General features: G+C 48.7%; 14 protein-coding genes, 1 tRNA gene and 3 riboswitches. Of the genes, 10 read left to right on the forward strand and 5 right to left on the reverse strand.

The annotated features are described in order from the left end of the window. The 3 genes from Q7V06_RS04165 to Q7V06_RS04175 all read right to left on the reverse strand — a co-directional run. The coding region (locus Q7V06_RS04165) for a threonine/serine dehydratase (protein WP_304838535.1) at positions 1–424 on the reverse strand (424 nt) is incomplete at its 3' end. 66 nt (positions 425–490) lie between these two features. Further along, positions 491–1,594: a class I SAM-dependent methyltransferase gene (locus Q7V06_RS04170; RefSeq protein ID WP_304838538.1), complete on the reverse strand. Its 1,104-nt coding sequence runs from the start codon at positions 1,592–1,594 to the stop codon at positions 491–493. A 131-nt stretch (positions 1,595–1,725) separates the two neighbouring features. After that, a tRNA-Arg gene (locus Q7V06_RS04175) sits at positions 1,726–1,800 on the reverse strand. A 160-nt stretch (positions 1,801–1,960) separates the two neighbouring features. On the opposite strand from Q7V06_RS04175, the gene Q7V06_RS04180 reads away from it, so the two are divergent. The 9 genes from Q7V06_RS04180 (at position 1,961) to Q7V06_RS04220 (ending at position 8,774) form a co-directional block, all read left to right on the forward strand. Further along, positions 1,961–2,446, forward strand: coding sequence for a ferritin (locus tag Q7V06_RS04180; protein WP_304838540.1), 486 nt, complete (start codon positions 1,961–1,963; stop codon positions 2,444–2,446). Between the two features lie 55 nt (positions 2,447–2,501). After that, positions 2,502–4,976, forward strand: a complete 2,475-nt coding sequence (locus tag Q7V06_RS04185) for a heavy metal translocating P-type ATPase (protein WP_304838543.1) — start codon at positions 2,502–2,504, stop codon at positions 4,974–4,976. Between the two features lie 297 nt (positions 4,977–5,273). Continuing rightward, positions 5,274–5,696, forward strand: coding sequence for a hypothetical protein (locus Q7V06_RS04190; RefSeq protein WP_304838546.1), 423 nt, complete (start codon positions 5,274–5,276; stop codon positions 5,694–5,696). 17 nt (positions 5,697–5,713) lie between these two features. Beyond that, a riboswitch (Fluoride riboswitch) is annotated at positions 5,714–5,775 on the forward strand. A gap of 18 nt (positions 5,776–5,793) precedes the next feature. Beyond that, positions 5,794–6,678, forward strand: coding sequence for a hypothetical protein (locus tag Q7V06_RS04195; protein ID WP_304838548.1), 885 nt, complete (start codon positions 5,794–5,796; stop codon positions 6,676–6,678). Further along, entirely contained in the window at positions 6,675–7,070 is a 396-nt protein-coding gene (locus Q7V06_RS04200) for a HEAT repeat domain-containing protein (RefSeq protein WP_304838552.1), read from the forward strand. Before Q7V06_RS04195 ends, Q7V06_RS04200 begins: the two co-directional genes overlap by 4 nt. Beyond that, a complete protein-coding gene (locus Q7V06_RS04205) occupies positions 7,067–7,729 on the forward strand; it encodes a hypothetical protein (RefSeq protein ID WP_304838555.1) in 663 nt (220 codons plus the stop codon). Before Q7V06_RS04200 ends, Q7V06_RS04205 begins: the two co-directional genes overlap by 4 nt. Continuing rightward, entirely contained in the window at positions 7,719–8,084 is a 366-nt protein-coding gene (locus Q7V06_RS04210) for a CrcB family protein (protein ID WP_304838557.1), read from the forward strand. Before Q7V06_RS04205 ends, Q7V06_RS04210 begins: the two co-directional genes overlap by 11 nt. Further along, entirely contained in the window at positions 8,084–8,434 is a 351-nt protein-coding gene (locus Q7V06_RS04215; protein WP_304838560.1) for a CrcB family protein, read from the forward strand. Before Q7V06_RS04210 ends, Q7V06_RS04215 begins: the two co-directional genes overlap by 1 nt. Before the next feature lie 16 nt (positions 8,435–8,450). Then, positions 8,451–8,774, forward strand: coding sequence for a DUF190 domain-containing protein (locus Q7V06_RS04220; protein WP_304838563.1), 324 nt, complete (start codon positions 8,451–8,453; stop codon positions 8,772–8,774). A 230-nt stretch (positions 8,775–9,004) separates the two neighbouring features. On the opposite strand, the gene Q7V06_RS04225 is transcribed toward Q7V06_RS04220, so the two are convergent. After that, positions 9,005–9,160 (reverse strand): hypothetical protein, encoded by a 156-nt coding sequence (locus Q7V06_RS04225; RefSeq protein ID WP_304838566.1) that lies wholly within the window; start codon positions 9,158–9,160, stop codon positions 9,005–9,007. Between the two features lie 179 nt (positions 9,161–9,339). Continuing rightward, positions 9,340–10,623, reverse strand: coding sequence for a phosphopyruvate hydratase (gene eno, locus Q7V06_RS04230; RefSeq protein ID WP_304838569.1), 1,284 nt, complete (start codon positions 10,621–10,623; stop codon positions 9,340–9,342). Positions 10,624–10,785: 162 nt separating this feature from the next. Then, positions 10,786–10,846, reverse strand: a riboswitch (Fluoride riboswitch). A gap of 90 nt (positions 10,847–10,936) precedes the next feature. Continuing rightward, positions 10,937–10,998: riboswitch (Fluoride riboswitch) on the forward strand. Between the two features lie 65 nt (positions 10,999–11,063). Here eno and Q7V06_RS04235 point away from each other — a divergent pair. After that, positions 11,064–12,755: dynamin family protein (locus tag Q7V06_RS04235; protein WP_304838571.1), on the forward strand; the 1,692-nt coding region annotated here is incomplete at its 3' end.

A 12,755-nucleotide genomic window follows, 5' to 3' on the forward strand; every position in this document is an offset into this window, starting at 1 on the left:
TGAAGTAGAGACCCCGCTCTTCGAGCATCCGGGCATATTTCACCGACTCCTCAAGGTTTCGTCCGGCAAGGACCACCTCTGCCCCATACCCGCGCGTAGCCTCCTGTTTTGAAACCGATGAGCCAACAGGCATCACAATCGTTGCCCTCACCCCGGCACCCCGTGCAGCAAGGGCGACCCCCTGTGCATGGTTTCCAGCAGATGCCGCAACAACTCCCGCCGGTCCTATCAGTGACCGGTGTTGCAGGATGACGTTTGTCGCACCCCTGACCTTGAACGATCCCGCTTTCTGGAGTGTCTCAAGTTTAAGATAGACGAAACAGCCGGTCATCTCCGAGAAGGTTGGGGAGTAGACGAGCGGTGTCCTGTGGATGAAGGGGCGTATCCGATCCTCTGCGGCGGCGATATCTTCTGCGGAGAGCATACCTTCGGGATAGGAGCAGAAGAAGAAAAGATGATCGATTTGAAAGGGTTCTCCACCGTCAGGCTATTATCTGATGGATACCCTGTACCGCTCAATTGAGCCACTCTCATCTCTTCCATAATGCATTGTGAAGAGAGTTGTATATCTGTCGATATAACAGGGTGTACAGCACCGGAGAGAGAACTCCGGGGAGAGGCATTCGGTGAAGAGTGCATGCCACTGGCTCTGAAGCATATGATACTCGGTCCTGGTACCGCGTGGGTGGATGAAGAACGAGACGATCTCAGAGATCAGGAACTGGTCGACACAGGTGGTTGCCACCTCTTCTGGTACATCCTGTGATAGGATACAGTCAATAATCCCTCCATATGACTGATAGACTGCGAGGGCAAGCTCCGGTGAATGCTGTTGCGGGGTATCGTTGTCTGCATCCATCTCATAGATGATGAAATGGTCGATCCATGCTTTCAACTGGAGGAGATGGATTCGCTTCTCCTCATAGGGCATGTGATGGTATGCAAGTGAGCTGATCGCGAGATCAAAACGGCGGTCTATTCCGGCAGATAAATCCTGTATGCGACAACATTCCGTTGTAATGTGGAGATCCGGGAATGCAGCGCGAACCTTCTCTTCTGCCAGATGTACCATGGCAGGTGAGGGGTCAATGAGGAGGATTTCTCTGATCTCTCCGACTTTGCCGCACTCTGTCAGCTGCTTAAGGAGTAGGACGGTGAGCCCGCCGTCGCCACATCCGATATCCATCATGGAGAATGGTCTCTCAAATCGCGGCAGGGTCTCACCACATTCTGCAACAAACTTCTGTCTCCCGACCTTCATGATGGGATTCTGTGTGAAGTGGAGGAACGCCTGCGGATCGCGGAAGACCACAACAGGCATTGTAAGTCTCCCCCCATTTCGTTCAAGAAAACCGAGGAGGTGGCTCGCAGAGAAGGGTCTGCTCCCTTCATAGTGAGCTGCTGCCCTGAGCCAGTCGATGCCGCGTTCTCTCTGTCCGTCTGCGGCAAGCATGGTTCCGATATAGTAGTGAAAGACCGGGAGCAGGTTTGAACGGATCTCGTTGTCATACTGTCCGGGTGCTGCATCACCTTGAAGAACTTCCTCTGCAAGATGAGGCCAATCTGCTTTTTCCTGAGATGAAAGAAAGAGCATAGCTCCCTCCTGATTTGTAAGCAATGACAATGAACGTTTGTATTCTGCTGCAGAAGGATGGATTCTCAGGGGACTGAGAACCAGTTGTCAAACTCAATACCTCTCCTGATGGAGATGCGTATCAAAACAGACGGGCCTGGGGGGATTCGAACCCCCGACATTCGGGTTAGAAGCCCGACGCTCTATCCTGGCTAAGCCACAAGCCCAGAAACGGATATCCATATTTGTTCTCTTTATTTTTATTCCTTTGTGTATTACACCAGTAAAAAATCCCACATATGTCTCTACCATCGCAATCCTTAACATTAAGAAGACATAATCCTCACATGCCGCTCAAAGTGGCAGATAGCAACAGGTGATAAAAACATGATAGGCAAAAAGATGGAAGAACTGATCAACACCCAGATCAATGCGGAGATGTACTCAGCGTACCTGTACCTCTCAATGTCATCATGGTGCAGTCAGCATACCTGGAATGGATTCGCCCACTGGCTCCGCCTCCAGGCACAGGAGGAGCTCACCCATGCGATGAAGTTCTATGACTATCTCAATGAGCGTGGCGGCATCGTAACGCTTCCTGCAATCGATGCACCAAAGGCTGAATGGAAGGATGTTCTGGAACTCTTTAAAGAGGTCTATGCCCATGAGCAGAAGGTCACCGGCATGATCAACGCGATGATGGCAGAGGCGATCAAGCAGAAGGATTATGCAGCAGAGATCATGCTTCAGTGGTTCGTCTCTGAACAGGTCGAAGAAGAGGCGAATGCCTCGGAGATCGTGGTAAAACTTGAGAAGATCGGCCCATCAGCCGGTGGTCTCTTCCAGATCGATCATCAGCTCGAAAAGCGCTGAAACCATACAATACTTTTTTTCATCCCCTACACAATAGGATCAACAGGCATACCGGATGACAGAAAACCACGAGATAACTGCTGACCTCAGGGTGGGAGGGATGCATTGCGCAACATGTGCCCTCTCCGTTGAAGGCTCCGTCGGAAAGCTTGAGGGAGTTCGATCCGCAGAGGTGAACCTCGCCTCTGAGAAGGTCCGGCTCGTCTATGATCCCGGGACCGTCACACTCAGAGCGATCGAAGAGTCGATTCAGAGAGCCGGTTTTACTCCTCTAACAGATCGGATCACCGTCAGGATCGGCGGTATGCACTGTGCCATGTGCGTACAGGCGATAGATAAAGCCATCTCCGCACTCCCTGGCGTCATCTCCGTCTCCGTCAATCTCGGAACTGAACAGGCGTATATTGTCTACTACGCAGGTATTACGCCGATTGATACGATAAAAAAAGCAATAACCGATGCAGGGTTTCGTTTTGCCGGAATCGCCGGTGAGGAGGGCGAGCGGCTGGAAGAGGAGGAGGCAGAACGGGATCTCTCTGATAAAAAGATCAGAATTGTCCTTGGGTTTGGTGTTTCAGCCTTCCTGATGGCTCTGATGTTTCTTCACCCCCACCTTCCCATACCGATGCCCCTCCTCATGTTCCTCATCGCAACACCGTTCTTTGCCTATCTCGCATACCCCATCTTCAAAGCAGCCGTCCGCTCCCTCGGAAACGGCATTCTTGATATGGATGTCATGTACGCCCTTGGGATCGGAACAGCATACGGGTCAAGCGTCCTTGGAACGTTTGGTCTCTTCCTCTCCCCTGATTTTAACTTCTATGAGACGGCCATCATGCTTACTGCATTCCTTACTCTTGGGCGTTATCTTGAGGCGAGGGCGAAAGGGAGGACGAACGAAGCGATCAGATCATTAGTAAAACTCCAGCCGAAGCAGGCAAGAATCATCAGAGACGGCCAGGAAGTAGAAGTGCCGATTGATGATATTGCGATCTCCGATCTCGTTATAGTCCGGCCAGGTGAGGCCGTTCCGGTCGATGGCACCGTTGTTGAGGGTGAAAGCTATCTTGATGAGTCTCTCGTCACTGGTGAGCCTATTCCTGTTTATAAAGGAGTTAATGGGAGTGTCATCGGTGGCACTATCTCCACAAACGGTGCGATCACCATCTCGGCAACCCGTATTGGAAAAGATACGGTCCTTGCCCGGATCATCAGAATGGTTGAGGAAGCTCAGGGGAGCAAGCCACCGGTACAGCGGATCGCAGACCGCGTTGTCTCCTACTTCATCCCGGCAGTCCTCACGATTGCAGCAGCGGCATTCCTCTTCTGGTATCTGATTGCAGGATCTCCCCTCCTCTTTGCGGTAACCGCACTCATCTCGGTAGTCGTCGTTGCGTGTCCCTGTGCACTCGGTCTTGCCACCCCGACTGCAATCACCGTTGGTGTGGGGCGGGGTGCAGAGCTTGGCATATTGATCAGAAACGGAGAGGTGCTTGAGCGTTCAGGAGCAATCACCATCGTTGCCATCGACAAGACCGGAACTCTCACAAAAGGGACACCTGCGGTCACCGATACCGTTCCCTATGACCGTTCGGTTGAAGAACTCCTCTCCCTCGCCGCCTCGGTCGAGGTAAAATCCCTCCATCCTCTGGCAGAGGCGATCGTTCATCAAGCTGAGGAGGTAGGTGCACCGATCCACGACGTCATCGGATTTGAGACATTCGGCGGTCTTGGTGTTGTTGGATTCGTGAACGGCATCTCCGTAATTGTCGGGACCAGATCGTTTCTTGAGAGCAGATCGGTCATGATCCCAAAGAATGCACTCGGTGCGATGGTCCGGTTAGAGACCGAAGGAAAGACCGTACCGCTCATCGCTGCAGACGGCAGATATGCGGGTTGTATCGCTATTGCAGATCCACTTAAATCCACCTCTGCTGAAGCAGTGAAGCTATTTGAGGAGATGGGGCTTTCTGTTGTTATGATCACAGGGGATAACGAACGCACCGCCTCGGTAATCGGTGAAGAGGTCGGAATCAGGCGGGTGCTTGCCGGTGTTCTCCCCGAAGATAAGGCAGGTGAAGTGAAACGGCTCCAGCAGCAGGGAGAAGTTGTCGCCTTCATTGGGGATGGGATCAACGATGCCCCTGCCCTTGCACAGGCGGATGTCGGGATCGCCATCTCTGGCGGGACCGATGTTGCAGTCGAGAGCGGCGGGATCGTCCTGATGCATGACGACTTAATCGATGCCGCCGCCGCCATCCAGCTTGCGCGCAAGGTTATGGGGCGTATCAGACAGAACCTCTTCTGGGCGTTCTTTTACAATATCCTCCTCATTCCGATTGCTGCAGGTCTCCTCACTCCTCTTGTTGGGATCACCTTCAGGCCGGAGTATGCAGGTCTTGCAATGGCCCTCTCCTCAGTGACAATCGTTTCGTTATCGCTCCTTCTGAAAGGGTATAATCCTCCCGCAAAGAGACCCCGGACCATCCCGGCAGATGCCGTATCGTCCGGTATCTCTTCCGGGTTATAATGCGCTGACACACATTTCTCTGCGAAAAGGGTGATCAGTGCCTTTAAAAAAACTCTTATCAGGCGTTTTTTTGAACAATTTCCTCTTTGCACAGAGTTATAGATTTATGAGGTTTCAGAACAGAATTTTATATGCATACAGATCTCCCTCAACTCATGGGAGCGTGCGGTACCTGACGATACCGGCCGAGCAGAGCACGTTGAATAGAATCGCATTCAGAAGTCCAAAGAGATAATTATGGGATATCGTACTCAGGCACGCCACACAACCTGTCCAGGGTGTCGCGAAGAAATATATATGGAAGAGCTGGTCAAAGGGCAGTGTCCACTCTGCGGTGCACCGGTCGATGAGATCGATACCTCTGATGAAACCCTCGAATTTGATGAAGGATTTGAACGATCAGAACTATCATGGCTGGTCCTCCAGTACTTCCTCTTCAAACAGTTTAATGAGGCAGGAGCCAACCCGCTTCAGGTTTATAAACTCCTCTCGCGAGTCGAAGAGGATGGGGATGAACCCTCATCAGACGCTGAAGAGAGCTACAGCTACAACCTTGATGCAGAACTTTCGGGAATGGAACGTTTCCTCCCAAAACGCTGCAGCTCATGCAGGAAGATCTTCTTCCGGGGTGCATCGAAGAAGGTGTCGGGGGACCTCGTCTCTGGTGGGATGAAGGTAAGCTACCAGTGCCCGGATTGCTTCGGCAAAAAAGGCGAATAAACTCTCTTATTTTATCCTTCAACCAAGGCGATGAAGTCCGCCTAAAAATGCCTCATCGGCTGATGACTTCTACCTATCAAAAAGGTGGATGAAGCCGATGATGACAAACAAGGATCAAACGATACGTTATATTCTGGAAAGGCGGTGCAGTAATGGTGGTTACTGTTTTTATCGTCTTGATGAACCGAATTGTGGAGATACATTCTATGCCATCACTTCACTTGAGATGCTTGGTGCACTCCCGACTGAAGATGAAGCGACCAGCTCATTCCTACACTCTTTTCAGCAGAATGATGGAGGATTTTCCAATGTGCATATCGGATATACTGTAATCCGAAGCCTGATTTCTCTTGGTGATCGATCCTTTAACGATCCGTCGGACTGGATTACATCCTCCCTGGTACCGCCTGTTGATAGTGCCCGTCCGATTGAATCCTCATCTCTCTTCTGGCACATGTATCTCCTCATGGATCTCTCTCTTCGTTGTTCTGTAACTCTATCAAAGGATAAAAAAGAGGAGGTCATTCATACAGCACTCAGGTATCAGCATCCTGACAGAGGTTTTGGGTATCCACGTTCGACATTGATCGAAACTGCTCATGCCCTTTCAATACTTGCAGCTGTAAGATATCCGGTTACATCAACAGAATCTGAAGGTTTTCTGAAGAGATGTGAGGATAAGGAGTTCGGTTATCTCGGAGTTCCAGGAACAAAACCATCCTTTCTTGAACATATTCATGCCGGGATGCTCGCATCTTCGGTACTTGGATCTCGTTTCCCTATCTTTTTGCAATGCAGAGAATTCGTCATGAAATGTTTCGTTGAGAATGGTGGGTATGTCCGGTCGATATTCGGAGGGGCAGCAACGCTGGAGAATACCTATCTTGCACTTGATACGCTGAGGATGATCAAACTCATGGAACAGGATAACAGATGTGTTGAATATAACCAACTGAGGTGTTTTGATTCCGGTGTATTATGAGCACACTCTATTTCTGCCCCTTCTGTGGAAAAGAAAGCTGTATTGATGAATCGATCTGTTCCGATTGTTCACAATCACTTGATCAGGTGGGAGAAAAGTCGTTTGAGGAGCGTCTTCTCCTCACACTCCGTCATCCTATCCCACAACAACGGATGCTGGCGATACTGATCCTTGGAAGACGACGGTATGAACCGGCAGTGCCGGTCTTTGAAGAGCTTATCACCAGTGGTCAGGATGTATACACTTTACGGGAGATGGTATCTGCTCTCTCTCTGATTGACACACATGAAGGTCGGAGATTATTACGAAGGCTCCGGGATCACCCCTCACCGGTGGTTCGAAAGGCCGCAGAAGAGGCTGTTTTCCAATCTCACGGGGGTCATCTACGATGAAATCACCTGTGAAGATTAGGTTGATGCGCATCCTGATCGATGGTGATTTCCATAGTGAGATCGATCTGGCAATTGGTCTTGGTTTTACCAAGGTGGCTACGATCAAAAAATGGATCGATTCGTTTGAGCGTGCAGGTTTCATCACAAGAGAGAAAGAGAAGGAAAGATCAGAGTATTCCTGCCGTTTGAACTATAACCGTGATGTGATAATAAAGATATATAATTATCCGGAATTCCAGCATCTTCGTTCTGATATTCGAAGTGCACCATGGTTCTGCCCGCTCTTCACCCGTCAATTTCAAATGCTTCATGGAGATCTGCCGGGACTTATTGATGAGATGATTCGGGCTTCACATACATTCTTTGAAACAATCTGCCATTTTGATTCCCCTGACGAAATTCGAAAGATATACAGCCAGGCGCTTCTTGTAAACCGGCTTGCCGGGTTTTCCAGCCCGGAGTTTGATGAGATGTGCATATACTACCATATTTTTCTGCATGGTATCATACGGGATATCAGGTACGGAGGTCTGGGGGAAGGGTTTGCAGATGTCCTTGGTATGGTACAGCATACTTTATCCAGAAGAGCGGCTGACTGTGCACAACCATGTTTAAACGATCCGGAGAAACCGTCTGGAGATAGAATAGATGAACTGTAGTTACTCTTCATACGCGATCATTACACTTGGTGGCTTCATCGGGGCGGTTCTGCATAAATGTGTTGAACTACAGCTCCCGTCGCTCATAGGAACCCTCTTCGTCAATTTTCTTGGTTGTGTCTTTATGGGCATATTCATGTATGAGTCTATTTACATCGGGGCATTCAGCCGCAAGACACGTCTTTTCTTTGGAGTTGGTATTCTCGGGGCGTTTACTACCTTTTCTACGCTTGCGGTGGAGAGTTTTCTGCTTACGCCATATCTCTCTTTACTAAACCTTGTTCTTCACCTTGCCCTGGGACTTTTAGGGATTTATATCGGCCGTTACCTGATAACGTACCAGAGAGGAATTTAATGGAGTATATGGTTCTGGTTGGTATCGGAGGAGCAATTGGATCGATAATGCGGTTTGAGATCTCAAAGATACAGCCGGTTCGAGGGATTCCTATTGGAACCTTTCTCGTTAATGTGACCGGCAGTTTCTTATTATCACTCATCGTGTTCTCCAGTGAACCTGAAGATCTCATCAATCTCTTTGGATTTGGGTGTCTTGGCGGATTCACAACGTTCTCGACATTTAGCTTTGAAACATTCAGGATGCTTGAAAATCATGATTATTCTACTATGGGTGGAAACATCCTTCTGAATATGGGAGGAAGCCTTATTGGAGTGTATCTTGGATATCTGCTGATATCTTTGTGTTAAGGTAGGAGGAATGTGTATGTTGGATGATGGATTGTTACTGCGTATCTATATTGCCGAATCAGCTAAGATTGATGATAAAACCGGATATAAAGCTCTTGTTGAGTTTTTTAAGGGGAAAGGATTTCCGGGTTGCACGGTCTTTCGGGGTATGATTGGGTATGGCCATGAGAAAAAACTCAGGACCGTGGATGTTTTTAATCTCTCCCTCGATCTTCCGGTTGTCATTGATGTGGTGGATACCAGTGAGAGAATCATGGCTGTGGTACCTGAGGTTGAGAAAATGGTTGAACACGGTCTTGTTACTATTCAGCAGGTTCAGATGATCAGAAAAAAGGAATGATGCGTTCTTCTATCAGTATGGTATTTCGGTGAGAGACTCGCACACCATTGGTACAGGCTATCTCCATCTGTTCTCTAACCTGCCAGGCCATAGAGTCCTTCCCTGCAAGCCTATCTGATTTCATCTTCAAGGTGTTTTTTGAGGAGATTGATGGGTTCCTGCAGATGATCTGCGATCTGATTGAGTCTGGGTTCAAGAGTCCCCGGGACTGTGCCATATCCCCGCATGTACTATGGTCTGTTTTCTTCGGCTGCACAATCGATTAAACTGAGTCTGCTCAGAATCGCTTTGCTCATGGATATGCCCGGAGGTTCGTCAGAGATCCCCTCTTCATCAAGTATGTTGATGAGTCGGGAGCGAATAAGAGTGCAATACTCCAAGATCATCTCTTTTTGAAGAGGTGATAAACACACCGAATATCTGGAGAAAGAACTTTTTGATCCCGATCCATTCAGTATCTCTTCAATTTCGCCAAGTTTTCTGTTGATATGCTGGCAGGTAATACGAAGGTGATGTACCTGGTTCTCATTTAGTCTATCATGTTCGCCGGTGCCCGCCAATGCAATCACCTGATGAATGCATTTCTGCCTGCAAAAGTTGCTTTACTCCCTATTTCCTCTTCAATACGCATGAGCTGGTTATATTTCTCAACCCGTTCACCCCGGCAGGGTGCACCTGTCTTGATTTTCCCTGCGGAGGTGGCAACGGTGAAATCAGCAATAAATGAATCTGGTGTCTCGCCACTCCGGTGAGATATATTGATGCCATAACCAGCATCCCTTGCACAGTTGATAGTTGTGAGTGTTTCGGTGACGGTTCCTATCTGGTTGAGTTTGATCAGCACAGAATTCGCAACACCCATCTCAATACCCTTCTTAACAAGGTGTGGGGACGTGACGAAGATGTCGTCTCCAATAAGCTCGATATGTGATCCAAGCTCATCTGTCAGTCTTACCCATCCTTCCCAGTCATCTTCTGCCAGTCCATCCTCAATTGAGATGATTGGGTATGTATCAACCAGTGTCTGGTAATATGCTATCATCTCGTTGCTATTCAATCTCCTGCCTTCCCGCTTCAGTTCGTATTCACCTTCCGAAAAGAAGCTGCTAGATGCAGGATCAAGTGAAATCCCGATCTCTTTTCCCGGCTGATATCCTGCCTCTTCTATTGATCTGGTGATGAGTTCAAGTGGTTCTTCATTGGATGCGACCTTTGGGGCAAAGCCACCCTCATCACCGACTGCAGTCGGGTAGTGTTTCTTCTTCAGGAGGACCTGTAATGAATGGTAGGTTTCAACTCCCCATTGGAGTGCTGTGTGAAAATCCGGCGCTCCAAATGGAACAATCATATATTCCTGAAAATCCGCTCCCTGCCATTGCGCGTGCACCCCTCCGTTCAGAACGTTCATCATCGGGACTGGCATCAGATATCCTGCATCCATCTTCAGATACTCATAAAGCGGTATTGCCTGTGATTGCGCAAAGGCACGGGCTGCTGCCATCGAGACCCCAAGAACTGCGTTTGCGCCCAACCTCCCCTTATTCGGGGTGCCGTCAAGGTCAATCATGGTCTGATCGATCGCACTCTGATCTCCGGCATCCATCCCGATCAGAGCCGGGGCGATGATCCGATTCACATGGTCCACGGCATTTAGCACGCCTTTTCCCATGAATCGTCCCGGATCACTGTCACGAAGTTCAACCGCCTCATGAATCCCTGTTGATGCGCCGGAAGGAACAGCTGCCCGTGCCAATGTACCATCATTGAGAATAATATCCACCTCGATCGTCGGGTTACCCCGCGAGTCAAGAATTTCCCGTCCATGAATCCTGGTAATTACCTTTGTCATTTTCTTTCACCTCTTCGTCTTTTTTTATCTGTTTGTTATCTTTCTTTCAGATGCACGCAGATTCGGCGAAATCTATCTGGAATTCATTCATAAACCTGAATTTCCAGAGTAAATCAGCCGTACGTGACCACATATGCGGCATCCGGAACCGTTCAGTTCACCGGTAAAACAGAAGTCATCAGCCTGCCTGGCGGTTATGGCGGACCTCATCGCCATTGACTGATCAGAGGTGCTAAGTGCTCAGACAAATAGTTTTCTTTTTACTCATAATCACCTGATAAACAAAGGATTAACTATCTTCATACGCATATATTTTTTATCTGGTGATGGAGTTCACCGCTAACCGCCTTTTGTGCTGATAACTCCTGCTCATCCGGTTTAGCCAATGTTAGATCAAAACAGGCATTGGGACTTCGCATGAATATGGAGGAAATACGGCAATGGATAGTACACAGATATCGGTTCCAGAGAATCTTGAAGAGATACTAACTGATCAACAACGTCGTCTGGAGGCACTGCATTCCTGCTGGTTACTCTATGGAGAGCGGTTGCATACACTTGAAGAGCGCCTAAAACAGGGACGATTCCATCTTGCGGTTCTTGGTCAGGTCAAGCGCGGTAAGAGCACGCTATTGAATGCACTGATCGGAGAAGATTTATTGCCAAGCTCCGTTATTCCCCTTACCGCAGTTCCGACATTCATTCAGTATGGCGATCAGCAGATGCTGAGGATTCGATATACTGATACCAGACCTGAGATTGAACTGAAGGGTGAATCAACCCGGTGGCTGAACAATCAGTTGATGCAGTATATCAGTGAGGATGAAAATCCAAAGAATTGTAAAGGCATACGCGAGGTTGAAATCGATCATCCCGGAGAGCTGCTCCGTGATGTGGTCCTGATTGATACGCCTGGCATTGGTTCGATATACAGGCACAATACAGAAGCGACGATGAACTTCCTGCCGCAATGTGATGCTTCCCTCTTTGTTATTTCTGCCGACCCCCCTATCACCGAAGTTGAGGTTGCATTCCTCAAAGAGGTGAAAAACCGCGTTGGATATCTCTTCTTCGTTCTCAACAAAGTAGATTATCTCAGCGATACTGATCTGGTTGTCGCTCTTGATTTTTTCCGCACCATATTGATTCAGGATGCCGGAATTGATCCTGACACTCCGATCTGTGCCATCTCTGCACGGAAAGGGCTTGAGGCAAAGCAGTCAGGGGATATGTCACTCTGGGAGAAGAGCGGGCTCAAGGCGATCTACAACCATATCGTCAACTTTCTGGCTCATGATAAAAATCGTGTCCTCAGAGAAGCAATCGGCAAAAAAGCATATGATATCTTCTGGGAGATCCACCTCCAGCTGAGTCTTGAGAGAAAAGCACTTGAACTACCGCTTACCCAGCTTGAAGAGAGGCTTGCACTCTTTGACCACAAAATCAACGAGATCAATCTCCAAAAAATACGGACAATGGATATGCTTACAGGCGATCACAAGCGTCTGCATGTTCTGCTGGAAACGTATGTCGGGAACCTCTCCGATCCACTTCGTGAAAAGCTCACCTCCGTTGCGGAGAAAACGATTCTGGACTCAGAAGATGATCCCGACAATGCAGCAGAAGAGGCTCTTGCTGAAATCATCCCGGGATGGTTTGAGCATGAGCTTGGGAAATTAACTGAGATCATAGATAATGAGATCGCCATGCGCTTGAAAGAGCATCAGGTACAGGCAGATGAACTTATCGAGTCTATCCGGAAAGAAGCAGCTGATCTCTTTGATATTCCCTATCATGCCCCAAACAGCGAGCGGGTGTACGAACCGCTAAGACGGCCTTACTGGGTCAAACGTGCATGGGATCGGACATTCTCTCCAGTCCCCCCAGGTGTTGTCGGAAGATTTTTACCAAAGACAGTTCGGGAAAGACGTGCCCGGGATCGTATACAGAGGCATATTGAATCGCTGCTGGTGCGAAATCTTGAGAACCTCAGATGGGAGACGATGCAGAATGTTGATTCGGCATTCAGAAAATTCAGCACCGAATTTGATACGCATCTCTCCCTTACAATAGAGGCGACTCATGGTGCAATTGCATCAGCATGTGCGGAAAGAAAAAAGCATGCAGATACC

It is taken from the genome of Methanocalculus sp. (assembly GCF_030651615.1).
GTDB lineage: Archaea > Halobacteriota > Methanomicrobia > Methanomicrobiales > Methanocorpusculaceae > Methanocalculus.

Bases quoted from the DNA above. Each gene is read 5' to 3' on its own strand.
- Q7V06_RS04180 (WP_304838540.1), top strand. From the start codon at position 1,961: ATGATAGGCAAAAAGATGGAAGAACTGATCAACACCCAGATCAATGCG.
- Q7V06_RS04185 (WP_304838543.1), top strand. From the start codon at position 2,502: ATGACAGAAAACCACGAGATAACTGCTGACCTCAGGGTGGGAGGGATG.
- Q7V06_RS04195 (WP_304838548.1), top strand. From the start codon at position 5,794: ATGATGACAAACAAGGATCAAACGATACGTTATATTCTGGAAAGGCGG.
- Q7V06_RS04200 (WP_304838552.1), top strand. From the start codon at position 6,675: ATGAGCACACTCTATTTCTGCCCCTTCTGTGGAAAAGAAAGCTGTATT.
- Q7V06_RS04215 (WP_304838560.1), top strand. From the start codon at position 8,084: ATGGAGTATATGGTTCTGGTTGGTATCGGAGGAGCAATTGGATCGATA.
- Q7V06_RS04210 (WP_304838557.1), top strand. From the start codon at position 7,719: ATGAACTGTAGTTACTCTTCATACGCGATCATTACACTTGGTGGCTTC.
- Q7V06_RS04205 (WP_304838555.1), top strand. From the start codon at position 7,067: ATGAAATCACCTGTGAAGATTAGGTTGATGCGCATCCTGATCGATGGT.
- Q7V06_RS04190 (WP_304838546.1), top strand. From the start codon at position 5,274: ATGGAAGAGCTGGTCAAAGGGCAGTGTCCACTCTGCGGTGCACCGGTC.
- Q7V06_RS04220 (WP_304838563.1), top strand. From the start codon at position 8,451: ATGTTGGATGATGGATTGTTACTGCGTATCTATATTGCCGAATCAGCT.
- Q7V06_RS04170 (WP_304838538.1), bottom strand. From the start codon at position 1,594: ATGCTCTTTCTTTCATCTCAGGAAAAAGCAGATTGGCCTCATCTTGCA.
- Q7V06_RS04225 (WP_304838566.1), bottom strand. From the start codon at position 9,160: ATGATCTTGGAGTATTGCACTCTTATTCGCTCCCGACTCATCAACATA.
- eno (WP_304838569.1), bottom strand. From the start codon at position 10,623: ATGACAAAGGTAATTACCAGGATTCATGGACGGGAAATTCTTGACTCG.